At 43.6% G+C, this 26,597-nt stretch carries 22 protein-coding genes and 5 pseudogenes; 16 read left to right on the forward strand and 11 right to left on the reverse strand.

Going from position 1 to position 26,597, the window contains the following annotated elements:
- Window positions 1-274: 274 nt before the first annotated feature.
- From ACRQ5D_RS14225 to kbl, 6 genes and pseudogenes are all read right to left on the reverse strand, one after another.
- A pseudogene (locus ACRQ5D_RS14225) lies at window positions 275-855 on the reverse strand (TetR/AcrR family transcriptional regulator).
- Window positions 856-1,006: 151 nt separating this feature from the next.
- Window positions 1,007-1,267, reverse strand: coding sequence for a hypothetical protein (locus tag ACRQ5D_RS14230; RefSeq protein WP_431199850.1), 261 nt, complete (start codon window positions 1,265-1,267; stop codon window positions 1,007-1,009).
- Complete coding sequence (pheS, locus tag ACRQ5D_RS14235) at window positions 1,264-2,298, reverse strand: phenylalanine--tRNA ligase subunit alpha (protein ID WP_176844531.1); 1,035 nt, start codon at window positions 2,296-2,298, stop codon at window positions 1,264-1,266. Before pheS ends, ACRQ5D_RS14230 begins: the two co-directional genes overlap by 4 nt.
- Window positions 2,298-2,714 carry a type II toxin-antitoxin system VapC family toxin gene (locus tag ACRQ5D_RS14240; protein ID WP_091172169.1) on the reverse strand — a complete coding sequence of 139 codons (417 nt, stop codon included), beginning with the start codon at window positions 2,712-2,714 and terminating at the stop codon, window positions 2,298-2,300. Before ACRQ5D_RS14240 ends, pheS begins: the two co-directional genes overlap by 1 nt.
- 120 nt (window positions 2,715-2,834) lie before the next feature.
- Window positions 2,835-2,984 carry a DUF6364 family protein gene (locus ACRQ5D_RS14245; RefSeq protein WP_431199851.1) on the reverse strand — a complete coding sequence of 50 codons (150 nt, stop codon included), beginning with the start codon at window positions 2,982-2,984 and terminating at the stop codon, window positions 2,835-2,837.
- Between the two features lie 41 nt (window positions 2,985-3,025).
- Window positions 3,026-4,215 (reverse strand): annotated as a pseudogene (gene kbl, locus ACRQ5D_RS14250) (glycine C-acetyltransferase).
- 130 nt (window positions 4,216-4,345) lie between these two features.
- On the opposite strand from kbl, the pseudogene ACRQ5D_RS14255 reads away from it, so the two are divergent.
- The 13 genes and pseudogenes from ACRQ5D_RS14255 to ACRQ5D_RS14315 all read left to right on the forward strand — a co-directional run bounded on the left by ACRQ5D_RS14255 (window position 4,346) and on the right by ACRQ5D_RS14315 (window position 20,668).
- Window positions 4,346-6,825 (forward strand): annotated as a pseudogene (locus ACRQ5D_RS14255) (DUF5686 and carboxypeptidase regulatory-like domain-containing protein).
- A 201-nt stretch (window positions 6,826-7,026) separates the two neighbouring features.
- Window positions 7,027-7,983, forward strand: coding sequence for a rhodanese-related sulfurtransferase (locus tag ACRQ5D_RS14260; RefSeq protein WP_091172177.1), 957 nt, complete (start codon window positions 7,027-7,029; stop codon window positions 7,981-7,983).
- 102 nt (window positions 7,984-8,085) lie between these two features.
- Window positions 8,086-10,698 carry a triple tyrosine motif-containing protein gene (locus ACRQ5D_RS14265; RefSeq protein ID WP_432329288.1) on the forward strand — a complete coding sequence of 871 codons (2,613 nt, stop codon included), beginning with the start codon at window positions 8,086-8,088 and terminating at the stop codon, window positions 10,696-10,698.
- A complete protein-coding gene (locus ACRQ5D_RS14270) occupies window positions 10,677-10,946 on the forward strand; it encodes a helix-turn-helix transcriptional regulator (protein WP_432329290.1) in 270 nt (89 codons plus the stop codon). Before ACRQ5D_RS14265 ends, ACRQ5D_RS14270 begins: the two co-directional genes overlap by 22 nt.
- Window positions 10,947-11,241: 295 nt before the next feature.
- Window positions 11,242-14,268 carry a SusC/RagA family TonB-linked outer membrane protein gene (locus ACRQ5D_RS14275; RefSeq protein WP_091172180.1) on the forward strand — a complete coding sequence of 1,009 codons (3,027 nt, stop codon included), beginning with the start codon at window positions 11,242-11,244 and terminating at the stop codon, window positions 14,266-14,268.
- Between the two features lie 109 nt (window positions 14,269-14,377).
- Entirely contained in the window at window positions 14,378-15,016 is a 639-nt protein-coding gene (locus ACRQ5D_RS14280) for a RagB/SusD family nutrient uptake outer membrane protein (protein ID WP_432329293.1), read from the forward strand.
- Window positions 14,992-15,762 (forward strand): RagB/SusD family nutrient uptake outer membrane protein, encoded by a 771-nt coding sequence (locus ACRQ5D_RS14285; protein WP_431199854.1) that lies wholly within the window; start codon window positions 14,992-14,994, stop codon window positions 15,760-15,762. Before ACRQ5D_RS14280 ends, ACRQ5D_RS14285 begins: the two co-directional genes overlap by 25 nt.
- Before the next feature lie 20 nt (window positions 15,763-15,782).
- Window positions 15,783-16,661, forward strand: a complete 879-nt coding sequence (locus ACRQ5D_RS14290) for a LamG-like jellyroll fold domain-containing protein (RefSeq protein ID WP_091172186.1) — start codon at window positions 15,783-15,785, stop codon at window positions 16,659-16,661.
- Between the two features lie 65 nt (window positions 16,662-16,726).
- Window positions 16,727-18,043, forward strand: coding sequence for a glucoamylase family protein (locus ACRQ5D_RS14295; protein WP_432329295.1), 1,317 nt, complete (start codon window positions 16,727-16,729; stop codon window positions 18,041-18,043).
- Window positions 18,044-18,054: 11 nt separating this feature from the next.
- Window positions 18,055-18,395 (forward strand): annotated as a pseudogene (locus tag ACRQ5D_RS14300) (glucoamylase family protein).
- A 20-nt stretch (window positions 18,396-18,415) separates the two neighbouring features.
- The gene (locus ACRQ5D_RS14305) at window positions 18,416-19,360 is read left to right on the forward strand and encodes a glucoamylase family protein (RefSeq protein ID WP_432329297.1); all 945 of its coding nucleotides are present in this window, start codon (window positions 18,416-18,418) and stop codon (window positions 19,358-19,360) included.
- Window positions 19,338-19,769: a glucoamylase family protein gene (locus tag ACRQ5D_RS14310; protein ID WP_432329771.1), complete on the forward strand. Its 432-nt coding sequence runs from the start codon at window positions 19,338-19,340 to the stop codon at window positions 19,767-19,769. Before ACRQ5D_RS14305 ends, ACRQ5D_RS14310 begins: the two co-directional genes overlap by 23 nt.
- A gap of 128 nt (window positions 19,770-19,897) precedes the next feature.
- A complete protein-coding gene (locus tag ACRQ5D_RS14315) occupies window positions 19,898-20,668 on the forward strand; it encodes a prolyl oligopeptidase family serine peptidase (protein WP_218134494.1) in 771 nt (256 codons plus the stop codon).
- A 263-nt stretch (window positions 20,669-20,931) separates the two neighbouring features.
- Here ACRQ5D_RS14315 and ACRQ5D_RS14320 read toward each other — a convergent pair whose 3' ends face one another.
- The 5 genes and pseudogenes from ACRQ5D_RS14320 to ACRQ5D_RS14340 all read right to left on the reverse strand — a co-directional run bounded on the left by ACRQ5D_RS14320 (window position 20,932) and on the right by ACRQ5D_RS14340 (window position 24,363).
- Window positions 20,932-21,252 carry a hypothetical protein gene (locus tag ACRQ5D_RS14320; protein WP_431199856.1) on the reverse strand — a complete coding sequence of 107 codons (321 nt, stop codon included), beginning with the start codon at window positions 21,250-21,252 and terminating at the stop codon, window positions 20,932-20,934.
- Between the two features lie 50 nt (window positions 21,253-21,302).
- Window positions 21,303-22,067: a hypothetical protein gene (locus ACRQ5D_RS14325; protein ID WP_431199857.1), complete on the reverse strand. Its 765-nt coding sequence runs from the start codon at window positions 22,065-22,067 to the stop codon at window positions 21,303-21,305.
- Window positions 22,068-22,158: 91 nt separating this feature from the next.
- Window positions 22,159-22,326: pseudogene (locus tag ACRQ5D_RS14330) on the reverse strand (DUF2442 domain-containing protein); the annotation flags it as partial.
- A 214-nt stretch (window positions 22,327-22,540) separates the two neighbouring features.
- Window positions 22,541-23,266 (reverse strand): YebC/PmpR family DNA-binding transcriptional regulator, encoded by a 726-nt coding sequence (locus tag ACRQ5D_RS14335; RefSeq protein WP_091172198.1) that lies wholly within the window; start codon window positions 23,264-23,266, stop codon window positions 22,541-22,543.
- 143 nt (window positions 23,267-23,409) lie between these two features.
- Window positions 23,410-24,363, reverse strand: a complete 954-nt coding sequence (locus ACRQ5D_RS14340; RefSeq protein WP_090534131.1) for an NAD-dependent epimerase/dehydratase family protein — start codon at window positions 24,361-24,363, stop codon at window positions 23,410-23,412.
- A 648-nt stretch (window positions 24,364-25,011) separates the two neighbouring features.
- On the opposite strand from ACRQ5D_RS14340, the gene ACRQ5D_RS14345 reads away from it, so the two are divergent.
- The 3 genes from ACRQ5D_RS14345 (at window position 25,012) to ACRQ5D_RS14355 (ending at window position 26,565) form a co-directional block, all read left to right on the forward strand.
- Window positions 25,012-26,019 carry an aspartate-semialdehyde dehydrogenase gene (locus tag ACRQ5D_RS14345; protein ID WP_090534105.1) on the forward strand — a complete coding sequence of 336 codons (1,008 nt, stop codon included), beginning with the start codon at window positions 25,012-25,014 and terminating at the stop codon, window positions 26,017-26,019.
- A 76-nt stretch (window positions 26,020-26,095) separates the two neighbouring features.
- Entirely contained in the window at window positions 26,096-26,302 is a 207-nt protein-coding gene (locus tag ACRQ5D_RS14350; RefSeq protein ID WP_091172201.1) for a 2-oxoisovalerate dehydrogenase, read from the forward strand.
- 17 nt (window positions 26,303-26,319) lie between these two features.
- The gene (locus tag ACRQ5D_RS14355; protein ID WP_091172203.1) at window positions 26,320-26,565 is read left to right on the forward strand and encodes a type II toxin-antitoxin system HicA family toxin; all 246 of its coding nucleotides are present in this window, start codon (window positions 26,320-26,322) and stop codon (window positions 26,563-26,565) included.
- The last annotated feature ends 32 nt before the right edge of the window (window positions 26,566-26,597 follow it).

The raw sequence follows: 26,597 nt of genomic DNA on the forward strand, positions 1-26,597 counted from the left end.
AAATATAGCGTAAAGTACTTTGTATTTCAAAGTAAAAAATAGAAATTTTTACTCAAATAGTCAAAAACTGTTTAAAGGCCGGTCAGATAGCTATCAAATAAATTCATTGCCGTTGACTTTAGTCGACGGAATTATTGCGAAAGACAGAAGGCTTTAGCCGAAATACACCTTGGATTTGGGCTGAAGCCCGGCTATTTACTCCTTTAATCCGTTGACTTTAGTCAACGGCAATAAGTAGGTCGTTCTTTAGGTAGTTTTTAATTGAAAGGTATTCTTAAACCGAAACCGCAGCCTTAACCAGATAAGGTAGGATCTCTTTCTGAAAAGAAACAAAATTCTTGCGCACGTCCGAATCACTTACCGAAGTAAAGGCAAAGCTAAACACGATGCTTTTGCTGCACTTGATCAGGAAGCGTAAGCGCTGCTGATAAGTTTCGTGCTTGCGGATACCTGGCAATTGGATAAACGATGCCATAAGCAATTCTTCCAGCTCATTAGAGAGATTTTTAAAAAATCCTGCGAATTGGTTGACTCGCGGATAAAGTCCCAGCCAATAAACTCGTTACAAACGGTGTAGGAGAGGCGGCAGGTTTTCATGATGAGGTTGTTGAGATAAACCTCTTCATCAATATCATTCCAATTGCTTTGTACCAGGTCGTCAACACTGGCTTTGATGTAGTCCATCAGCAGTACGTGCAATACGGCCTCTTTGCTATCGAAGTATTTATAGATGGTTGCCTTGGCAATTTTTGCCTTTTTGGCAATCTCGTTAACACTGGTTTTATGGTACCCGAATTTGCGGAAAAGTTCCTGTGCCGCCCGCTTAATACTATCTTTTATTTTGTCGGCTTCCATTAATTAGTTACTTGAATTTCAAACTGGGTAACAGCTACCCTATAGGTTCTTAATGCCTTTGTTGCCGGGGCTTTTACCGGAGTGCCATCTTCCAGGCTAAACTTTGAACCGCTGCAGGGATCGGTTACCGTAAAGCCTGTATTGTCAATTGTTACGGCGCATTTTTTTCGGGCTGATAGCTGCTACACCGGTCGTAGGCCGCATAAGTGCCGTTCACTTTACGGTAAATGATCAATCCGGACACACCATAACCATTAATGGCCACCGCGCCGCCCGCAACGTTAAGGGGGCTCAATGCCGGTGTGCCCAACGCGGCCTGGAAATTAACAGGTACGCTCGGTACATTATCGGTTGCTTTTCCGCACGAAAAGCAACCGATAACTACCAATAATATTATAGTGAGTTTCCTCATAAAATTTCAGTTTGGAACTGTTTAAGGAAACGTACGTCGTTTTCTGAAAACAGGCGCAGGTCGCGGATCACGTATTTTAGGTTGGCAATACGCTCCATACCCATACCAAAGGCAAAACCTGTATATTTTTTACTGTCGATACCGCAGTTTTCCAAAACGTTAGGATCAACCATGCCGCAGCCTAAAATCTCTACCCAACCGCTGTGTTTACACATGTTACAACCGGCACCACCGCAAATGGTACACGAAATATCCATTTCGGCAGATGGCTCGGTGAACGGGAAGTATGACGGACGGAAGCGTACCCTTGTACCTTCGCCATAAAGCTCCTGTACAAAGTGATAAAGCGTTTGTTTCAGATCAGAGAAAGATACATTCTCATCAACATACAAACCTTCAACCTGGTGGAAAAAGCAATGTGCACGAGCTGAAATTGCCTCGTTACGGTAAACCCTGCCCGGCATAATTGCACGGAACGGTGGTTTGCCGGCTTCCATCATCCGTACCTGTACCGATGAGGTGTGGGTACGCAGCGCAATATCATCTTTACCGTTATTCTTTTTAATAAAGAAGGTATCCTGCATGTCACGTGCCGGGTGCTCTTCCGGGAAGTTCAGGGCCGAGAAGTTATGCCAGTCGTCTTCAATTTCAGGGCCTTCGGCAACAACGAAACCTAAGCGCTTAAAGATATCGATGATCTCGTTACGCACCAATGATAACGGATGGCGTGAGCCAACAGTAAAGCCATCGCCGGGTAAAGTAAGATCGATTTCGGATTTCGAATTTTGGACGTCGGATGTTAAATTTTCCTTCAGTTCGTTATACTTAGCCTCGGCCAGTTGTTTAAACTCGTTAAGTACCTTGCCGAAAGTGCGTTTTTCTTCCGGACTAACGCTTTTAAACTGCTCAAAAAGGTCTTTAATAATACCCTTGGTGCCTAAAAATTTAATACGGAACGCCTCCAGTTCATCAGCATTAGCTGGCGAAAAAGCATTGATCTCGGCGGTATATTGGTCTATCTGAGCTTGCATTATAATGTGTTTAAAAATTGTTCGGCCGTTAAAACCGGTATGGTTGAGTTTTTATAGTCTTTTATATTTCGGGTGATGATGGCGTCGCAATTATGTTTTTGGGCAATGTGAAATTGGATGGCATCTTCAAAATCTGTGATATCACTTAATATTGCTGTTTCTATTGCATCGAATTCGAAAGGCAACACTTTTGCAGAATTAAACAGATTCTTTAAATTCTCCTTGGCTTTCAATATCCCAACCTGTTTCCTCAACACGTAAACTATGTTTGCTATTACCAATGAGGAGGTTCGCAATTCGATGTTTCTTTTTATGCACTCAATTAGCAGTATCTGAGTGTGGAAGAAAAAGGGATCCCTTTTTAAAAACATGTCCAGTAAAACATCGCTATCCAGAAAGGGGCGTTTATATGCCATATTTCTCTTTGAAATATTCGTGTTTCATATCATCGTAGCTCATATCCGGATTAGGATCCTTCACTATACCTGTAAGTTGTTTGATCCATTCAGGTATTTCCACATTTTTATACTTCTCTTTTATCGGATCGTCCTTTTTTCCTGCTCTGCTATGCCATCAAGAAACTCCTGCACCAGTTTGGATACACTGGTGTGTTGCCGTTTTGCATACTCCTTAACAAGAGACAGCGAATCGGCCTTGACACTCAAAGTTAACTTTGTACTTTCCATAAAAAGGAATTATATCTACAAATATAAAAAAACTAAGCGTGTTATTTAAGCACTCCCAGTTCCTTCCCCACCTTAGTAAACGCTGCGATAGCTTTATCAAGGTGGTGCATATCATGCGCTGCCGAGATCTGTACCCTGATCCTTGCTTTACCCTGCGGTACAACCGGATAGTAAAAGCCTATTACATAAATACCTTCGTCAAGCATTTTGGCTGCAAATTCCTGGGCCAGCTTGGCATCATATAACATAACCGGGACTATCGGATGCACGCCGGGTTTAATGTCAAAACCAGCTTCGGTCATTTTTTGACGGAAGTATTGCGTATTGCTTTCCAGTTTGTCGCGAAGCTCTGTGGTTTCGCTTAACATATCCAGTACCGCAATTGAAGCACCGGTAATTGCTGGTGCCAAAGTATTTGAGAACAAATACGGGCGCGAGCGCTGGCGTAGCATATCAATAATTTCTTTACGACCAGATGTAAAACCACCCGATGCGCCACCCAAAGCTTTACCTAATGTACCGGTGATGATATCAATCCTGCCCATCACATTATGATGTTCATGCGTACCACGACCATTCTTGCCCATAAAACCTGAGCAATGGCTCTCATCTATCATTACCAGCGCGTTGTATTTATCGGCCAGGTCGCAGATTTTATCTAACTGGGCAATGGTGCCGTCCATGCTGAAAGCACCGTCGGTTACGATAATGCGGTGGCGTAACTCCTGTGTAGCTTTTAATTTTTCTTCCAGGTCGGCCATATCATCGTGCTTGTAACGGTAGCGTTGGGCCTTGCAAAGGCGCACGCCGTCAATGATCGAAGCATGGTTCAGTTCGTCAGATATAATAGCGTCCTGATCGTTAAATAAAGGTTCAAACACGCCGCCGTTGGCATCAAAAGCCGCAGCGTAAAGTATGGTATCTTCAGTGCCCAAAAATTCAGCTATCTTTTTTCAAGCTCTTTGTGTATGTCCTGTGTACCACATATAAACCGTACAGACGATAAACCGTAACCATGCGTATCCATGGCATCTTTGGCGGCCTGTACTACTTTGGCATTACCCGATAGGCCGAGGTAGTTATTGGCGCAAAAGTTAATTACTTCGGCACCGCCCTGAACAGTAATATCGGCGCCCTGGGGCGAAGTAATGATCCGTTCCTTTTTGTATAACCCGGCGTTTTCAATTTCGGTTAACTCCTGTTGTAAAACCGGCTTTAGTGTGTTGTACATAGCATGCGTGTTTTAAAGAGGGCAAAATTAAGCATTCGCGGGCATTTGATAGGGTTTATTAAACCTTAAATAATTATTAACTGAATAATAAAACATTTTTAAGCCATAACACATTACCCATAAGTAACATATGAGAAAATATATACTACTATTAATCACTGCTTTTTGCGTAATAAGGGCCTCCGCACAGCAATCACTTTTAACAGGGAAGATAACCGATAAAAATGGACAGGTTATTCCATTTGTTTCTATTTATATCCGCAATTCCACCTATGGTACAACGGCCAACGAAAACGGAATTTACCAGTTTAAACTTGCCCCCGGTACCTATAACGTCATATATCGCTATGTTGGTTATACTGAAAAGATTGAAGAGGTTACCATAGCTGATCATGACCAGGAGCATAATGTACAAATGGCCGATGAAGTATTTGCCACCAACAGGGTAGCCGAAACCTATCGTAAAAACCGGGATGCTGCCGATACCATCATGAAGCAGGTGCTAAAAAAACGCAAGTACTATATTGAGGAAGCTACTTCGTACTCCTGCGCGGTTTACATCAAAGGAGTGCAAAAATTACTGAGCGTACCTAAATCATTGTTGGGGCAGGAGGTAAGGAAAACGCTCGATCTGGATACAAACGGTAGGGGGATACTCTACCAGTCCGAATCACTATCTGAATATAATTTTCAAAAGCCCAACAAGGTACGGGAGATTACCATTGCCAACCGGATGGCTGGCCAGAACACAGCATTTGGCTACAAAAAAGCGTCCGACCTGCAGGCTAATTTTTACCAGAATGTATTTACTATAAACGGGTTGGCTACCCGTGGCTTTGTTTCTCCGGTTGCTTCATATGGTCCCAGGTTTTATAATTACAAATTGCTGGGAACTTCTGTTGAAAATGGCCATACCATCCACAAAATCCAGGTGATTCCGAAACGCGGGCATGGTCAGTATTTTCAGGGCGATATTTATATTGTTGACGGCGACTGGCGTATTTATAGCGTTGACCTGTTTATTGAAAATAAAACAAGTAACCTCAACCTGGTTGATACTTTAAAGATCAGGCAGCAATACGTAGCCATAACCGATAGCGTATGGATGCCTGCATCAACCCAATACAGTTTTAAAGGGGCCGTTTTCGGATTTAAATTTGGCGGATATTACGCCGCTGTTTATAATAACTACAAAATCAACCCGACATTTCCTGATAACTTTTTTACCGGTGAGATTCTGAAAATTGATACGGTAGCTAATAGTAAAAAGCCGGGCTACTGGGCCGATGCAAGGCCCATACCTTTAACCGCTTTTGAGGATCGTGATTACAAAAAAAGGATGCCTTTGAAGAATATAAAAAGACGGATGCCTACCTGGATTCGCTTCAGCATCATAAAAATCATATTAATTACCCGGGTTACCTGATTTTTGGCTATGCGGCCAGCAATAAAAGCAACAGGGATTCATTATATATCTTCCCATTTATACAAACCTTTTACTACAACACGGTTGAGGGCTTTGGCATTAACGCAAAGGTAAGCTATATCCGTACAATTGATGATTTTCATTCATTAACCGTTACGCCGGCTGTTCGCTACGGCTTCTCCAATAAGACCTTTAGCGCCAACATGGGTTTTGAGTATAAGAACGATCCTTTCCATAACGCTAAGTTTTATGCTGATTTTGGCAGCGATGTGCTTGATCTTAACAATGTAGGCACGCGTTCGTTATATTTCAACACGCTGAGTACGCTTCTGAGCGAAAATAACTATGTTAAATATTACCGAAGCCATTATGGCGATTTCGGCTATCAGCGCGAAGTGTTAAACGGCGTGTTTTTAAAAGGAGGTTTGTCGTATTCAAGTCGCTCGCAGCTTTACAATACGTCTTTTAGCAAGATAAAGGATATTAAAGATCGCCAGTTTACATCAAATAATCCATTAGCTCCGCCGGGTACTCCGGCTGATGACCATTCTTTTTTGTTTCCGGATAATCAGGCGCTTGTATTTAACGCGTCGGCTACTTTTACTTTTGATCAGCGGTATGAAACACGGCCCACCGGCAAGTTTAATCTGCCTTCAAAATATCCAACCTTAACGGTAAACTACCGCAAGGGATTTAAAAATATTATTGGCTCGGATGTAGATTACGATTTTGCTTCTGTCGATCTCTCGCAGGACCATATCCGTGTCGGCCTTTCGGGTTATTCATCATTTAAAGTATCGGGCGGAGGCTTTTTCAATAACAACAACCTGTACTACATGGATTATAACCACTTTTTAGGTAACCAGGGTACCACTTTTGATCCTACCTATGTAGGTAGTTTCCACTTCCTGCCTTTTTATACCTACAGTACCAACGGTGCGTTTTTAGAGGCGCATTACCAACATAATTTTGCAGGTTCACTATTTAATCATATCCCGTTGTTAAGAAAGTGGAAGCTTGAAGAAATTATCGGTGCCAACTACCTCACCACGAAAAATAACCGCAATTATCGCGAGTTTTACGTAGGCATACAGCGCTTAATTTTCCGTGTTGACTACGGTATCTCCTACGCCGGCGATAAAAAATACATCCAGGGCTTCAGGATCTTTTATGGGATAAGATAAGGTTTTGAAGGTAAAAGGTTAAAGGCGAAAGGTAAGAGGTTTTTTGCCTAAGGCAGAAAGTCCTAGCTACCTTTCGCCTAAAATATTGCAGCTACCTTTCGCCTTTTACCTTTTGCCTTTTACCTCATTTTGAGCTTTCACCTAAAAATCTTACATTTGCGCCGCTCATTTAACACTGTTTGCAGCAGTATCAATGATTTTATGAAAATGTATAATACCCTACTATACTATTGTTATTCAACAATAGCTAATGCGGAGCAATTTGCTGCCGATCATTTAAAATTTTGTAAAAGTTTAGGTTTAACCGGGCGCATTATTGTGGCCGATGAAGGGCTTAACGGTACTGTTTCTGGTACTGTTGAGGCATGTAAAACCTATATGGATACCGTACACGCCGACGAGCGTTTTGCCGGTATCGACTTTAAAATTGATGAAGTAGATACGCCTTCCTTTGTAAAAATGCATGTGCGTTATAAGTCAGAAATTGTACACTCAGGTCTCCGTGACCCTAATGTCATCGACCCTAAACAAAAAACCGGCAAACACCTGGAGCCAAAAGAGTTTTTGGCTATGAAAGACAGGGACGATGTTGTTGTTTTGGATGTGCGCTCAAACTATGAACACTCGTTAGGCAAGTTCAAAAATGCCGTAACGCTCGATATCGATAACTTCCGTGATTTTCCGGATATGATCAATCAGCTTGCACAATACAAGGATAAAAAGATCCTGACATATTGCACCGGTGGCATCAAATGCGAAAAAGCATCGGCCTTATTGTTGCACGAGGGTTTCCCGGAAGTGTACCAGTTGCATGGTGGTATCATTAAATATGGTAAGGAAGCCGGCGGCGAGGATTTTGAGGGCAAATGCTATGTATTTGATAACCGCCTTTCGGTTGATGTAAACAGCGTGAACCCGGTTGTTATTTCAACCTGTTTAAATTGCGGCAAAACCACACCAAAAATGATCAATTGCGCCAATCCCGAGTGCAACGAGCATTTTACCCAGTGCGATGAATGCGGAACCGCTATGGACGGCTGCTGCAGCGATGCTTGTAAAGAGCATCCGCGTAAACGGGTTTATGATGGTACCGGGTATTATGTAAAAGTACCTCAACCGGTAAATGTGAGTAAAAATAAACTGCAGCCAATAGTATAACAGCTGTGGCACAATTAATTATATAAGGCTTACCCTCAAGGGTAGGCTTTTTTATTTTGTCGGGTACAAACACTACTTTAGCAAATTGAGCCGCTACATCCTATGCGTAAAACCCTGTGTATTATTATAGTTCTTGCTTTTATATCGGTTTGGCCCGCGTGGTCGGTAGATATTAAGAGCGTAGGTGTGCCGTATGTGCAAAATTATACAAAGGCCCTTTACCAGTTTGGTAACCAAAACTGGTCGGTAACGCGCGATGAGCACGATATCATGTACTTTGGTAATGCCGAAGGCCTGCTCACCTTTGATGGTAAATACTGGCAGCAGTACCACATGCCCAATGGCTTAATTGTACGCTCAGTTAGTGCTGATGGCAAGGGCAGGGTGTATGCCGGTGGATACGGTGAATTTGGCTATTGGCATAACGATGGTAAGGGCATTTTAAAATATACCTCACTCGTTAACCTGGTACCGAAAAACTTTTTACCGGTAACCGAAGAGATCTGGAAAATATATTGCGATAACAACAGGGTGCTTTTCCAATCATTCGGGGCTATCTATATTTATTCGGCTGGTAAAATTGAAGTTGTAAAAGCGCATGAGCCGTATTTGTTCCTTTTTAAATGTGGTAGCCGCTTTTTTGTGGAGCAATTAACAAAAGGGCTTTTTGAGCTTAAAGGTTTAAAGCTTGAATATATTGAAGGCAGCAATATTTTAGGTGCAAGTGGTGTGTTATCTATTTTGCCATTTCAACAGGGTAAATATCTCATCGGTACGGCAAAAAATGGTTTATTTATCTACGATGGTAAAACAGTTAAGCCATGGGTGAGCCAGGCAAATGATTTTTTAAAAACCTACCAGCTGAATAATGGCGCGGCCATCGCCGATAAGTATTTCGCCTATGGTACCATTCTTAATGGTATTGTGATCGTTGATACTGCCGGTCGTGTAGTGCAGCATATCAATAAAGCCAGCGGTATGCAAAACAATACGGTGTTAAGCCTTTATACCGATGCCAGCCAAAACCTTTGGGCCGGACTGGATAATGGTATCGATAGAATTGAGGTTAACTCGCCTTTGTATTTTTATTTCGACAAAACCGGCAAATTCGGTACGGTTTATTCAAGTATCATTTTTGATAAGAAGATCTATCTCGGCACTAATCAGGGACTATTTTATAGCGATTGGCTGCCCGATAATCATAACAGCCCCTTTCAAACATTCGACTTTAAACTGATCCCCGGTTCGCAGGGGCAGGTGTGGGATTTGTCCTTACAGGATAACAGGTTGCTGTGCGGCCATAACGACGGAACCTACCAGGTAAACGGAGCTTCGTTAAAAAAGATCTCGGATGTAACAGGCGGTTGGACCATTAAGAAAATGGCCCCCGATATGCTCATGCAGGGCACTTATACCGGCCTGGTGATCTACCGGAAAGATGCCGCTGGCAACTGGCAATTCAGCCATAAATTAGCGGGTTTCAGTGAACCTTCACGCTATGTTGAACGTGATGCCAAAGGTCAAATTTGGGTAAGCCACGCTTATAAGGGTATTTATAAGCTCACTTTAAGCGCCGATCAGCGCACTGTGGTATCGCACGTTTATTACGACCAAAAACATGGTTTGCCGGGTAGTTACAACATTAATGTATTTGATCTCGACAACCGCACGGTTTTCTCGTCAGATTTGGGTTTTTATGTGTATGATGATATTACCGACAGATTTTATAAATATCAGCAGCTTAATAGCAAACTGGGCACATTTGCCACCTCAAGCAAAATCATTAAGGCTATAGGCAAAAAATACTGGTTCATTAACCAGGGCAGGGTTGGTTTGGCCGATATGTCTGTTACCGGGAAGCTAACCATCGATACCAACAGGTTTTCAATCCTGAACGGACAGATGGTACAGCATTATGAAACCATTAACCGTATCAACAACTCAACCTATTTGATAAGTGTTGATGACGGGTTTGTGATATTAAACGATGCAGATGCTCAACTGCCCAATAGGATCAAAATACCTGATGTTTTGATCAGGAGGATAGAGAATGTTACCGATAAGGTATCGTTGATAACTGAAGCAGCAGAACAGAACAATAACATTGAAATACCTTACGCCGAAAATAACATCCGTATAAGTTATTCTCTGCCTTATTATACCCAGGCTAAAATCAGGTTTCAGTATTATCTGGAAGGCTATTCGCATCAATGGAGTGAGTGGATGCCGCAAAGCCAAAAGGAGTTTACGAATCTTAACCAGGGTACCTATAATTTCAAGGTGAGGGCTAAGATCAATGACCAGTATCAATCTGCTGTTTCAACAATAACTTTTACGGTATTGCCGCCATGGTATGCCGGCAAAATAGCGCTGGTGTTTTATGTATTGCTGGCTGTATTGCTATTTTATGTGATCAGGTATTACTACGGGCTTAAATTGAAAAAACATCAGCAGCAGATTCAACAAAAGCTGCAGAAAGAGAAGGAAGAATTTTTGAAGCAGGAAGCTATTGCAAATGAGCAGCACATCATCAATATAAAGAACGAGCAGCTGCAAGCCGACCTGGCCAGTAAAAGCCGTGAACTCGCAAATTCGGCCATGAACATAGTTTATAAAAATGAATTGCTGCAAAAAATAAGCGACGAGTTAACCCACCTCAAGGGGGCGACGGTAAGAAGCTTGCCGACGAGCAATTGCGCCGTATCCAAAAAGTGATTGATGAAGGCATGAGCGATGAGCGTGACTGGAACATTTTTGAAACCAGTTTTAACGAAGCGCACGAAAATTTCTTTAAAAAATTAAAAGCCGGTCACCCCGACCTGGTGCCAAATGACCTTAAGCTATGCGCGTACCTGCGCATGAATATGAATAGTAAGGAGATAGCGTCACTGCTCAACATCTCTTTGCGGGGTGTCGAAATCTCGTCGTTACCGGCTGCGCAAAAAGCTCAATCTGGAGCATGATAAAAACCTAACCGAGTTTCTCATTGAGCTTTAATACTACATCATTACCTCTCATCGTGTCTTTAATACATCAATCCGGTGTAGCCGGTTGTGTAGTATGTATGGTATATGCTTTTTGTATGTATATATTTAATTGTCAGTTCATTGCAGATTAATAAAATTGCTCTTGAGAAAGTATTTTTATGATGATGTATTAATGTTGAGTATCAATATTTGTTAAGAAAACATTATCTGTTCAGCTTTGTAGAATAATAAACCAATTATTTCTAATCCGCTTTTTATTTAATTAACCACTATGAAAAGAATTTTTACTATTTCAGGGTTGATGTTATTGCTTCTTTTTTCTTTTGACGCTGCGTTTGCACAAAACGTTACAGTAAAAGGAAAAATAACCGACGCTGCTACCGGCGAAGCCTTGATAGGCGTATCGGTACAAGAAAAAGGAACAACTAACGGGACCCAAACAGATGTTAACGGCCTTTACTCAATTAAGGCATCAAAAAATGGAATCTTAACCATTACTTATATCGGTTATGCAACCAAGTCTGTACCGGTAAACGAACAAACCACATTGAATGTAACGCTGCAGGCACAAGCAAACGAATTGGCACAGGTTGTTGTGGTTGGTTACGGCACTCAGCGTAAGCTTGATGTTACCGGTTCGGTAGCATCGGTAAAAGGTACCGAAATTTCAAAACAGGCTTCGGTAAACCCAATAAGCGGTTTACAGGGTAAGGTTGCCGGTGTGCAGATCACCAACAGCGGTTCTCCGGGCGCTTCACCTGCGGTAAGTATTCGCGGTTTAGGTACTGTATTTGGTAATGTAAGCCCATTGTTTGTGGTTGACGGGGTTTGGTATGATGATATCAGTTTTCTTAACCCGCAGGATATCGAGAATATCTCTATTTTAAAAGATGCCTCAAGTACTGCTATTTATGGTATCCGTGCAGCCAACGGTGTTGTACTGGTTACAACCAAGCGCGGGGTCAAAGGCAAACCTGTTATTAATTATAACGGTTATGCAGGCTGGCAGTCGGTTACCAACCAGGTAAAAATGGCTAATGCTACCGAGTACGCAACGGCTATTAATGAGCTTTATACTTCTAATAACGTAAGCCCGGTATTATTCAGCGATCCGGCAAGCTACGGAAAAGGTACTGATTGGTATGGGCAAATCTTACGCAATGCTTTCGTAACAAATCATGAACTTTCAGTAAGCGGAGGCACCGAAAAGGTAACATACCACCTTTCATTCGGTTACCTTGACCAGGATGGTTTGGCTAAAACAAACAATTACAGGCGTTACACACTTCACTTATCAAACGATTTTAAACCTGTAAAAGGGCTTAAATTGGGATATACATTAAGTGGTTTATCCGGGAAATCGGCCGATGTAAACGGCGGAATTTTCCATCAGTTGTTTGGTGTGGCTCCAACCTTACCTGTTTATTATAAAGATGGTGCTTATGGCGATCCTAACGATTACCATACAGGTGATGGTAATAACTATAACCCGCAGGCTACACTTGATTTTTTCAATCAGAAATCAAGAAACATGCGCTTTACTTACAATGGGTATGGTGAAGTATCTTTTCTCAAAAACTTTAAATTTAAAACAAGCTTTGGCGGCGATATAGGTCAGGCCGAAGTTAGAGGATACACTCCGGTTTATGCCGCCACATTTGCACAAAAAAGCCTTGTATCAAACCTGGATGTTAACCACAGCGAAACCCGTAACTGGATCTGGGAAAACACACTTACCTACGATGTGAAAATCAAGGATCATAAAATAACCGCTTTATTAGGTTACAGCGCGCAAAATTATCGTACCAAACAGTTAGATGCGCATGCGCAAAATGTACCTTACGTTGGTAGCGGCAGCCAGCGCGGTTCGTTCCCTGATACGGCTAAGGTAACTTATTACGCTACTCCGGGCTCGCAGGTATATACCCGCGCTTTGTCGCAATTTGCGCGTGTTAACTATTCGTTTAAAGATAAATATCTCTTAAACGCCTCTATACGCCGCGATGGTGCATCGCAGTTTTACGGCGACCATACCTACGGGTACTTTCCGTCGGTAGGCGGTGGCTGGGTTATCACCAACGAGGATTTTATGAAAGATCAGAAGGTGTTTAACACTTTAAAATTACGTGCCAGCTGGGGTAAAGTAGGTAACTCAGGTGTACCTATTAACCCGAGCATCCTAACCGTATCTGCCGATCCTTACTTAACAGCGATATTTGGCACACCTCAAACAACGTTCCCTGGTGCAAGCGTTAACACAGTAGTACCGCCAACTATATTTTGGGAAAAAACCCAATCGACCGATTTTGGTATAGAGGGTGCGATTCTTAATAGCAAATTATCGTTTGAGGCTGATTATTATGATCGTAAAACCAAAGATGCCATCTATCCTCTTCCAATACTTGGATCGTTGGGTACAAATGGCGGCGTAGTGCTTGGCAACCAGGCTACCATCCAAAACCGCGGCGTCGAGTTCTTATTAAGTTGGAAAGACCAGGCTACCAAGGATTTTTATTACAGCATCAGCGCTAACCTTGGCATTAACACCAATAAAGTGTTAAATGTATTATCAGGAAATATTCCTATTTACCAGGGCGGTAACGGCATTGCCAATGGTCAGTTGGCTACCCGTACTGTGGTTGGTCAGCCCATCGGCGAGTTTTATGGTTACCAGGTAACCGGTATTTTCCAAACGCCACAGGAAGTTGCGGCATCAAAACAAACCAGCGCCAAACCTGGCGACTTTAAATACCAGGACACCAATAATGATGGTGTAATTGATAGCAAAGACCGCGTAGTTTTAGGTAGCCCGCTGCCAAAATATAACTACGGTATCAATACCTCGTTCACTTACCGAAACTTTGACCTGGCTCTGGATTTTCAGGGTACTGCCGATGTAAGTGTTTATAACGCCAATATTGCTTACCGTTTTGGTAACGAAAACTTCACTAAAGATTTTTTTGATCATCGCTGGCATGGCCCGGGTACTTCAAATACCTATCCATCAGTAAACGTGGGCTCGACAGACAATGCAAAACCTAACTCATTTTATGTAGAAAGCGGTGCCTACTTCAGGCTCAGAAATGCGCAGTTGGGTTATACCTTGCCGGGCAGCATCTTAAGCAAATGGAAAATTCAAAAAGTCAGGCTGTTTGCCAACGCTCAAAACGCCCTTAACTTTTTCGGCTACAAAGGCTTTAGCCCCGAAGTTGGCGGCTCTATAGGCAATATGGGTATCGATGCTAATGTGTATCCATTATACGCAACCTACAATTTTGGTGTTAACGTTACTTTTTAATCAATATAAAGATGAAAAACAGTAAAAAAACTTTATTGCAAAAGGCTGTTATTTTAGGCCTCGTTGCATCCGCAATATCATTTCAGGCTTGTAAAAAAGCTTCTTAAATGTGGCCCCGGCGGGTAATCAATCTGCCACACAGTTTTGGAAAACACAGGATGATGCTACCAAGGCCGTAAATGCCATGTACGCAAACCTGCGCGAGTGGAAAAACATCGCCTTTGCCCCGATAGCTGTTGAAAGCATGGGATCGGACGATGCAGAAAAAGGCAGCAGCCCTACCGATGCTACCTTTATGAACAACTTTCACAATTTTACGGTTACAGCAGGCGAAGGCCAGGTTTCCGATTTTTGGGCAGGTCAGTATCAAACCATCAACTTCGCCAACCAAATACTGGGCAACGTGCCCGGCATAACTATGGATCAGGGCCTGAAAGCAAGATACCTTGCCGAAGCCAAATTTATCCGCGCTTATGCTTATTTCAGGCTGGTACGCGCTTTCGGTGATGTGCCGCTGCGTTTATCGTTACCCAAAAATGCATCTGATTACAACCTTCCACGTACTGCAAAGGCGCAGGTTTGGGCAGCTATTGAAAGCGATTTGAATGATGCGGCATCGGTTTTACCGCAATCATACGCTTCGGCCGATATAGGACATGCTACCAAAGGCGCCGCGCTTGCTTTACATGCAAAAGCAGCCCTGTATCAAAAAAATGGACCGATGTGGTTACCTATACTACCCAGGTAATGGGATTGGGTTATTCGCTGTATCCTGATTATGAGCAGTTGTTCCGCACTACGCACAAGAATAACCAGGAATCCATTTTCGAGGTACAGTGCATGCTGGTACCTAATAACCCGGATGCTTCTAATTCTCAGTATTCGCAGGTACAAGGCGTACGTGGCTCAACAGGCGGCGGCTGGGGCTTTAATGTACCAACTGCCGATCTGGCGGCTGCCTATGAAACAGGCGATCCACGCCGTGATGCTACCATCATCTTCCGCGGTGAAACTACGCCCGAAGGTGATAAGATCCCGGCCGATGGCGATAACCCGATGTACAATCAGAAATCGTACGTGCCATTTGGCCTGTATGTATCTGGTTTTAACGAAGGCTGTCAGCAAAATAAAATTGTTTTGCGCTATGCTGATGTGTTGCTGATGAATGCCGAAGCCAATAATGAGTTAGGTAACTCAGCACCTGCCTTAGCATCGCTTGAGTTGGTTCGCGCCCGCGCAAGGGCCGGCAACGCGGCTATATTGCCTAAGGTAACAGTTACAGGACAGGCCGATTTACGCGCCGCTATATACAAAGAGCGCCGTGTTGAATTTGCTATGGAGTTTGACCGCTATTTTGACGTGATCCGCCAGGGACGAGGCGCTGCCGTATTTGGTTCACGAGGCTGGAAGGCTGGCAAAAATGAGGTATGGCCTGTGCCGCAAAATGAAATTGACATTAGTGGCGGCACCTTAACACAAAATCCGGGTTATTGATCATCAAAAATTCAGCAACAATGAAATTACTACTTAACAATAAAATAAAAGCAACTCTGCTGGCCGGTGCTGTAGCGTGTGCCGGGATTACATCGTGCCAAAAAAGCTTCGACGCTAAATCGTACGCGCCGTCAAAACCGTTGCCAACTTATGGCGGTTACAGCAGCAGTAAAGATATCGAGCCGGCCAGCCTTGTGGCATATTACCCATTCACAACCAACCTGGCCGATAGCATTGCAGGTGGTACCGGTGTTGCCACCGGAACCAGTTTTGCCAAAGGTTTAAACGGTAACGGCTTAAAAGGAGCAGCCAGCGCTTACGCGCTTTATGATACCCCTGCCGGTATTAAAGCGTTGAAAAGTTTTACTGCCAGTATCTGGGTGAATATGCCTCAGAACAACGCCGCCATAGGTTTAATGGATATTCAAAATGATCAGCCCGGCGGTGCCGGTTTTTGGGGCAGCCTCGCCATATTTTTCGATAATGGCGGCTCGGCATCAAAAGGTGTACTTAAGGTGCATGCCTTTAACGTAGCAGGCAGCTCGGCCGGTGTTGATGGCTGGGAGGGTGGCTACAGCGTAGATGATCCATGGAATAAATGGATCAACGTAACCGTTTCGTTTGATGCGGCAAGCTCAACCATTTATGTTTATTACAACGGCGCGCAGGCTGGTAAAAACACAGTTACCGGTTTTGCACCGATGGATTGGAGCAAGGCTGCGAAAATGGTATTCGGTACTTTACAGTTTCAAACCACGCCTTCGCTTACCGCAAATACAGGTGCACAGGGTTGGGCAGGCTATGTTACAGGCACTTTAGATAATATCAGGTTTTATAATAAAGCGCTTACAGCATCGCAGGTTTCGGCCCTGTACAACCTCGAAGCTGCCGGAAGATAACACACAGTTGATTGATTTGGGTTGTCCTGCCTGGGGGCAGGCAACCTTTTTACACCCTCTCTACAATGATGAATACTAAAAGCAATTTGGTATTTGGAGCCATCGTTTTGTTTTTTGCCTGCGGTAAAAGCTCAAAAAGCAACCCCGATCCGGTTATCCCTGTGTCATCGTCATTTACTTTCAGCACACTTAAAGTTAATGGACAGGCCAGCGGTTTCAGTTATACAAACGTAAATGCAAAGCCGGCTATAGCTATTTCATTTTCAACCCCGCTTGGCCAGGCTTCAGTAACGGGGAGTGTTAGTCTTGCTACTAAAGCCGGAGCAGCTGCAGCTTATAGTGTGGCTTTTCAGCATCATGATAGTACCGTTGTGATAACGCCTACGGGGCTTTTGCCCATTACGCAATACTCACTTAAAGTTTCAACGGCTTTAAAATCTGCAAAAGGCAGTAATCTGCAATCGGCACTTGAGGTACAGCTTACTACCGCAATAGACAGTACTGCAAAGTTTCCGACCATAACCGATGAACAATTGCTTGATCTGGTTGAAAGGCAAACACTTAAATATTTTTATGATTTTGGCCATCCCACCAGCGGCCTTGCCCGCGAACGTAACTCATCGGGCGATGTAGTTACTTCGGGAGGGTCGGGTTTTGGCATTATGGCTATTGTTGCAGGTATAAGCCGCGGCTATATCTCTTACGCCGACGGCCTGGCCCGGATGCAGAAAATAGTGAGCTTTTTAAATACCAAAGCTCAAAAGTTTCATGGCGCGTTTCCGCATTGGCTAAACGGCGCTACAGGTGCGATAGTGCCATTCAGCACGCAGGATAACGGGGCCGACCTGGTTGAAACATCATACCTGATGCAGGGATTAATCACTGCCCGACAATATTTCAGCTCGGCCAATGCAGCCGAAACTCAATTGCGTGCAGACATCAATACTTTATGGAATGGTGTGGAGTGGGATTGGTTTAGGCAAAATGATCAGAATGCGCTGTACTGGCATTGGAGCCCAGATCAGGGCTGGGCTATCAACATGAAAATAACCGGTTGGAATGAGGCTCTTATTGTTTATGTACTCGGAGCGTCGTCAACAACACACAACATCCCAAAGACAGTTTATGACCAGGGATGGGCAGGTAGCGGCGGTATTAAAAATGGTAAAACCTTTTATGGCGTAACCCTTCCGCTTGGGCCTGACAGGGGAGGACCATTGTTTTTTGAGCATTACTCATTTTTGGGTATTAACCCAACAGGTTTAACAGATGCTTATGCCAACTACGAAACGCAAACCAAAGCTCACGCCATGATCAATTACAACTATTGTGTGGCTAATCCCTGGGTAATGGCGGTTATAGCGCCAACTGCTGGGGATTAACAGCGAGCGATATTGACGGAGGGTATACGGCAAGCTCACCAACTAATGATGTAGGGGTTATAGCGCCAACTGCCGCAATTGCGTCATTGCCTTATACACCAACCCAATCGATGGCTGCCTTACACTTTTTTATTATACCCTTGGTGATAAGTTATGGGGCCAATATGGCTTTTATGATGCTTTTAACTTAACCAACCCCTGGTTTGCCAATTCGTACCTGGCTATTGACCAGGGTCCTATCGTGGTTATGACCGAAAACTACAGAAGCGGGTTACTCTGGAGACTTTTCATGAGCGCGCCGGAAATAAAAACGGGAATGAAGAATTTAGGCTTTAGAGGACCAAACTTATAATGTGATTAATGATATATTAAATGAAAAAACTAATATTATCCTCCTTGTTAATGATGCTTGTACTGAGCGCTTTTGCCCAAAAGCAAACAAAAAAAACAGAAGACGGCATTAAGCCTGTAGGTATTATCAAAAACCTTACGGATAGTGCTTTGCTTGATGTGGTGCAGCGCCAAACGTTCCGTTATTTCTGGGACTTTGGTCACCCGGTGAGCGGTCTGGCCAGGGAGCGCAGCAACACTTCTTTTGATTACGGTAACGAGGTGGTAACTACCGGTGGTTCGGGATTTGGTATCATGTCGCTCATTGTGGCTGATAGCCGCAAATGGATCACCCATGAGCAGGCGGTTGACCGTATGGTGAAGATCGTTAACTTTTTATACAAGGCCGATGCTTTTCATGGTGCTTTCCCACATTGGTTAAACGGCGAAACCGGTAAAGTGATCCGCTTTGGCCGTAAAGATGATGGGGCTGACATTGTGGAATCGGCTTATCTTTTTCAGGGTTTATTGTGTGCAAGACAATATTTTACTGCCGATGATCCTAAGGAACGCCGAATCCGCGATGTGATTAACTGGATGTGGGGCGAAATGGAATGGAGCTGGTTTACCCGCGATGGCCGCGACTACCTTTACTGGCACTGGAGCCCGAACAATGGCTGGGCCATGAACTTCCCGATCCACGGTTTTAACGAATGTTTGATCACTTACGTGCTTGCCGCATCTGCCGAACGTTACCCCGTTAGTGCCAATGTTTACCATAATGGTTGGGCGCAAAGCGATTTCTTTAAAAACGGCAGAACTTTTTATGGTTTTAAACTGCCGCTTGGTTTTGATTATGGCGGTCCGCTATTCTTCTCGCAATATTCTTTCCTGGGCCTTAATCCTAAGGGATTAAAGGACAGAATATGCCGACTACTGGGAACAAAACAAAAATCACACCCTGATCAATCACGCTTACTGTGTTGATAATCCTAAAAAATTTAAGGGCTACGGTGAAAATTGCTGGGGATTAACTGCCAGCGATAACTTTGAGGGGTACAATGCACATTCGCCAACTAACGACCTCGGCGTAATTACGCCTACGGCCGCGCTATCCGCATTCCCATACACCCCGGAATATTCGATGAAAGCGTTGCGCCATTTTTATTATGACCTGGGCGATAAGATCTGGGGCGAGTATGGCTTTACCGATGCCTTCAGCGAATCGCATAACTGGTACGCCAACTCCTATTTGGCCATCGACCAGGGCCCGATCATTGTGATGATTGAAAACTACCGGACCGGTTTGCTCTGGAAACTTTTCATGAGCTGCCCCGAGGTTCAGGGTGGTTTGAAAAAACTGGGTTTTGAAAGCCCCGCTATCGTGAAAAATTAATTCGGCATAAAAAATAAACAAAAGGCCGTTAAAGAGGTTAAATTTGTTTTGAAGCCCGGGTGGCAATCACGCCGGTTGTAAAACAAAGAAGTATTTAACCCATGATTAAAGTAATACGAATTACAGGAATGCTAAGCTTGCTCTTAGCATTCTCTTTTTTAGCCAGATCCCAAAATTTGACCTCGTTTGACAGGGGCAGCTTTATTTTTAAAGTAGACACACTACCATACCGAATTTTATTTCCAAAGCATTTTAATCCGGGTCAAAAGTACCCTTTATTGTTTGTATTACACGGTTCGGGCGAACGGGGAAACAATAATGAGTCGCAACTGGCTTATGGGGCACAACGGTTTTTGCAGGACAGCTGCAGGGAGTTATACGAGTCCATCGTTGTTTTTCCGCAATGCCCGGCAAAAAGTTATTGGAGCAATGTAAAGCAGGTTACGGATTCGGCAACCAATAAGCGCAAATTCATTTTTCAGGAAGATGCACCGCCAACAATGGCTATGATCATGCTCATGGGGCTTGTAGACCAGTTTTTGGAGAAACCATTTGTTGATAAGCATAAAGTTTATGTGGGGGGCCTGAGCATGGGTGGTATGGGGACATTTGAAATCATTGGCCGTGAACCTAAAGTATTTGCAGCAGCCTTTGCCATTTGCGGCGGCGATAATACGCTGAACGCAAAGAAATACGCTAAAAAAGTTCCGCTCTGGATCTTTCACGGTAATAATGACCCGGTAGTACCTGCCGATCATTCGCAGGTAATGGTTGATGCTATTAAAGAGGCGGGAGGCAAGCCGCGGTTTACGCTTTATCCAGGTGTAGGGCACAATAGTTGGGACAACGCGTTCAACGAGCCTGATCTGTTGCATTGGTTGTTTTCGCATAGTAAGTAGAGGCGGGTAACACAAAAATCATATCATTGAGGAGGGAAGACGAAGCAATCGCATGCTATACAGGGCGGTCACGCTAAACAAAATGAAAATTGCTTTAAAAAAAATGTCCTTTCGATTGAGCAGAGGTGGGCAATAGCGCTGGGGCGAAAGAGAAATCTTATATACCACGCAAGTCCGATAAGCATGTTTGCTCAGCAGGGAGTATAAGATTTCTCACTCGCTCCTCGCTCGAAATGACAATAAATTTGTTGAAAGTTATCGACCTATTCGTCCCCTTCTGATTTCTTGGGAAGATTTTTGGCGTTAAAACGTGGCTTGAATCCCAATTTAGGTGCGGGAGCTTCTTTAGCCGGCGACTGAGGTTCTTCAGTTGGCGTATCCTCTTTTTTATCTTCTGCGGATGCTTCGGCTTCAGGAACTGTCGGCTTCATTGCAGCTGCATTAAAGCGTGGTTTAAAGCCAAGCTTTGGTGCGGGAGGTTCAGAACCCGGTTTTACTTCTTCAATCGTTGGTTGCGGAATCTCGGCTGATGGTTTTGCCTCTTCAACTGGTTGTTCCGATTCAGCCGGTTTAGGGTTCATCATAGCGGCGTTGAAGCGTGGCTTGAATCCCACTTTAGGGGCAGGTGCTTCGGTTACCGGCGTTTGAAGCTCTTCAGACGGAGCATCCTCTTTTTCTCTTCAGCAGGCGCTTCATTTTCTACCGGTTTGGGTTTTACCATACTGGCATTAAAGCGTGGTTTAAATTCCATTTTAGCTGCTGGTGCATCCGCAGGTGGAGTTGTCGGAGTGTCTTCCTTTTTGTCTTCTGCCTGTGTTTCTGTTTCAGCTGGTTTGGGTTTTACCATGGCAGCGTTGAAACGTGGTTTAAAGCCCGGTTTGGCAGTTGGTGCAGGTGTTTCTGTTGCAGGAGCCCCAGCTTGTTGTTCCTTTTCGTTTTCAGGTGATGCTTCGCTTACTGCTGGTTTAGCTTTTGCCATAGCCGGGTTAAAGCGAGGCTTGAACGTTGGTTTGGGGGCAGTTTCAGGGGATGAAGCTTCTGACGTTGGGGGTTCAACTGCCCGTTGTATAGATTCTTCGGCTGGAGCTGCAGGTTTTGGTGCAGCCGGACGGAACTTCGGCGTAAAGCCAACTTTGCCCGGCGTAGCGGGTTCTGTTAAACTTTCGGTTATGGTTTGTTCGGCAAGCGGGTTTTTGATATGTGCTTTTTCGGTTTTAACTTCAAGCGGAACCGGGAACCGCCGCCTTAGTTTATTAAACCAGTATTTTTTGGTATGGTCAAAACTTTTTTCGCCCATTTGTTCAAAATGGTCTTTAAATTCAGAAAACAATGCCGGTTCGCCCTGTTCAAGCGCTACAAGGTCAATTCTTTTCTTCTTTAAAAATTCTTCAAAAACCATTTTTGTTTAGATATGAGATGTTAGATATGAGATTTGAGATAATTGAAGGTTTAGAGCCTTGTCTCATATCTCACGTCTCATATCTCAAATCTTATAGTGTTACATCCACAGCCAGCTTGTTAAAACGGATGCCTTTTTCGGTTTGGCTCCAGTCTTCACGTTCCTCATCGGTAGCGTTTAATAACTGTGGAAACCATTCCAACGGGAAAGCCTGCGGCTTGCCACCATCAGTTTCTACAAAAAGAAGGCCGTTGGCAAAGGTAACCTTTACTTTTTTCTCCTTTACGTGTGTTGAATAGTGGCATGATGTTTCTTCTTTATGTCATTGCGAGGAGGAACGACGAGAGCAATCGCATGCTGTACAGAGCGATGATGCTTCTGTGCGATTGCTACGCTATCGCTCGCAATGACATGGTGTTTATTGTTTGAGTGGAACTAAATCGAAATCGAAATTCCGGAATCCGATACCAGGATTACTCCGCCATATTATGGTAAACAGCCTGCACGTCGTCGTCTTCTTCCAAACGGTCAATCAGTTTCATAATTTCAGGCACCTGCTCTTCGCTTACAGCATGGAATGACTGCGGGATACGCTCCAGCTTGGCCGATTTTACTTCGATACCCATTTCTTCCAACGCTTTCTGCATTTTACCAAAATCTTCAAAAGCTGTATGGATTACCGCAATATCGTTGCCATTTTCATCGGCTTCAACAAATATTTCTTCCAAACCTGCGTCTATCAATTCAAGTTCAAGCTCTTCCAGGTCGCGGTCGCCCGGCTCAAAAGTGAAAACTGATTTACGGGTAAAGATAAAATCAAGCGAGCCGGTTTTGCCTAATGAGCCACCGTATTTGGTAAAGTAGCTGCGTACGTTGGCAACAGTACGGTTAGTATTATCGGTAGCGGTTTCAACCAACACGGCAACCCCGTAAGGCGCGTAACCTTCGTAAACAAGCTCTTCGTAATCTTTTTCGTCGCGGCTGCTGGCGCGTTTAATGGCGGCTTCAACACGGTCTTTAGGCATGTTTACGGCCTTGGCGTTTTGCACCGCGGTACGTAAGCGCGAATTGGTGTTAACATCGCCGCCGCCGGCTTTTACAGCCATTACAATTTCCTTACCTAAACGGGTAAACTGCACTGCCATTTTGGCCCAGCGCTTAAACTTTCTTTCTTTGCGGAATTCAAATGCTCTTCCCATGTTTTTTAGTTCATTGTTCATGGTTGATAGTGATAGATCAACCTTGTTGTATTACAAAGCTTTGCCTTATAAAGACAAGGCGGTAAATATAATATTTGTTTATATAATGACGGATAAAAACCTTTATCCTTTCGCCTTTAACCTTAAATTATCGTTTTCAAATTGGTCAACATGTCGGCCACCATTTTTGGTAAGTCATATTCCAGTTTCCAGCCCCAGTCGTTTTGCGCGTAACTGTCATCTATTGACTTTGGCCAGCTATCGGCGATGGCTTGTCGCGGGTCGTTATTACTGTAACTGATTTCAAATTTAGGGATCAGTTTTTTGATTTCAGCCGCCAGTTGTTCGGGCGTAAAGCTAATGCCAGCCAGGTTATATGATGAGCGGATGCTGATCTGTTCGGCAGGTGCATCCATCAAACTGATGGTAGCCCTGATGGCATCATCCATATACATCATGGGCAGGGCAGTCCCTTCGGCCAGAAAGCTTTCATAGCTGCCCGTTTTTAATGCCTGGTGAAATATATGTACGGCATAATCGGTAGTGCCGCCGCCCGGATTGGCTTTCCAGCCGATCAGGCCCGGGTAACGGATACTGCGTACATCAAGACCGTATTTATTAAAATAATATTCGCACCAGCGCTCGCCGGCCAATTTACTAAAACCATAAACCGTGTTAGGATCCATTACACAATACTGCGGCGTATTATGCTGCGGCGAATGCGGACCGAAAACCGCTATTGAGCTTGGCCAAAAAACTTTACTTACTTTAAACTCAACTGCAAAATCAAGCACATGCAGCAAACCGGTCATATTCAGGTCCCAGGCCATTTTGGGTTTTTGCTCGCCTACTGCCGAAAGAATGGCAGCTAACAGGTAAACTTGTGTTGGGCGGTGCTTATCAAATATGTGGTGCAGGTTGTCTTTATCAAGTACATTGATTAATTCAAATGGCCCGCTGCTGCCACGCATAGCATATGTTGGGCTGTTAATATCCGAAGCTATAACCGTTTCGGCCCCGTGTATATTTCTCAAAGCCATTACCAGTTCGGTACCGATCTGGCCGTTGGCGCCTATCACTAAGATCTTTTCGCTCATGCAATATTGAGTTTACCGCGCAAAGGTAGGGTTTTTAGGTGAGTGGTTAATTAAGTTGATTAAGTGAGTGGTTGTTTTGTTTTTTGAGATTACGCCGATTAGGGGATTGATTACGTAGATTTTTTTGTTTGTGTTGCCTGTTGGTTTAATGCTTACGGATGCTGCGTTAGCGATAGTAGCGATACCGGCCTGTGGCTAATGCCTGTGCAGTATAAGCGTATAGCGCGGGCCGCAGGCAACGCCATTATTCTGAACCTGGATTTTTACGATTTAAGGATTGTCAGGATGTTGTCTGAAACTCGAATTAAACGAATTGTTTGAATTTCTGAAATTTTGCATGGTATTCACTTAATTCTAAAAATTCCGGTTCAGACAAATTAATCGTTTTTTAGAAGTCACAAGTCAGCCACCCATTAGGCCTTCGCTCAAGACTTGCGCCAGTAAGGGAAAATTTTGATTCAGACAAACAAACCACTCACCTAATCAACTTAATCAACCAGTCACCCAATGTCCACAAAAACCATAGACTTTATATTTTCAGGATAGCAAAAAAATGTGCATATTTGAGGGTTTAACTTTTAAAACACATAATTAATTAAAAACAGGCGCTGTGAAGCAGCCTGATACATTTCAAAAACAATTTAAAAAATGAAAGTCGCAGTAGTAGGTGCTACAGGATTAGTAGGCACCAAAATGTTGCAGGTTCTTGCAGAACGCAACTTCCCCGTTACAGAATTAATTCCCGTAGCTTCAGAAAAAAGTATTGGTAAAGAAATTACTTTTAAGGGTAAGCAGTTTAAGGTGGTTTCTGTTGAGGATGCGATTAAGATGAAGCCGGACGTAGCAATTTTCTCGGCCGGCGGAAGCACTTCATTACAGCAGGCTCCTTTATTTGCAGCTGCTGGTACAACTGTTATTGATAACTCATCGGCATGGCGTATGGACCCAACCAAAAAACTGGTTGTACCCGAAGTAAATGCTGATGTACTTACAGCCGAAGATAAGATCATCGCCAATCCAAATTGCTCAACCATACAAATGGTAGTGGCTTTAAAACCACTGCACGATAAATATAAAATTAAAAGGGTGGTAGTTTCAACCTACCAGTCGGTTACCGGTACCGGTGTTAAAGCTGTTGACCAGTTATTTAACGAGCGTAAAGGTATCGACGGCCCTAAAGTTTACCCTTACACTATCGATTTAAACGTGATCCCGCAGATTGATGTATTTACCGAAAACGGTTATACTAAAGAGGAAATGAAAATGATCCTCGAAACCAAAAAGATCATGGGCGATGATAGCATTAAAGTAACTGCTACCACCGTGCGGATCCCGGTTATGGGTGGCCACTCGGAGTCGGTTAACATTGAGTTTGCAAATGATTTTGACCTGGCAGAAGTTCGTGAACTGTTAGCTAACGCTCCCGGCATTGTTGTGGTTGACGATACTGCTAACCTGAAATACCCTATGCCGCTCGACGCGCATGATAAAGATGAGGTATTTGTAGGCCGCATCCGTCGTGACGAAACCCAGGACAATACACTTAACTGCTGGATAGTATCTGATAACCTGCGTAAAGGTGCAGCTACTAATGCCGTGCAAATTGCCGAGTACCTTGCTGCTCAGCACTTGATTGGCCAGCCGGTTGAGGCATAAGTAAATGAGAAAATATAGGCCCCATAGCACACATGCTATGGGGTTTTTTTGTGAAGAATATTTCTTAAATTTGAATATGAACGAAATATTTTTCCTTGTTGAAGAAGCGATAGAGGGCGGTTATAACGCGAGGGCAATCGGCGAGTCGATTTTTACAGAAGGAGATACGCTTGATGAGCTAAAAGCCAATATTCGCGATGCTGTCCATTGTCATTTTGATGAAGATAAGCTTCCTAAAATCATTCGGCTCCATTTGGTTAAGGAGGAAGTGATAACCGTTTAATTTTTCTGAAAATACCTATGTCTCCAAGAGCTCCCCGTGATGTTTCAGGAAAAGATCTGATCAAAGTTTTATTGAAATATGGTTACGAGGTTATAAGACAAACCGGAAGCCATATCAGGTTATCGATTACGCTTAATGATGGCGTAAAGAATATTACCATCCCAAATCACGATCCTATAAAGTTAGGAACACTTATGGCGATCATCAATGACGTTGCGGAACAGCTGAAAATTAATAAAGAAGATATTATCAATAAATTATAGGATAGGGATAGTCATTTGATTATCCCTATTTT

This window comes from Mucilaginibacter sp. P25 (assembly GCF_050859465.1).
Lineage (GTDB): Bacteria > Bacteroidota > Bacteroidia > Sphingobacteriales > Sphingobacteriaceae > Mucilaginibacter > Mucilaginibacter gossypii.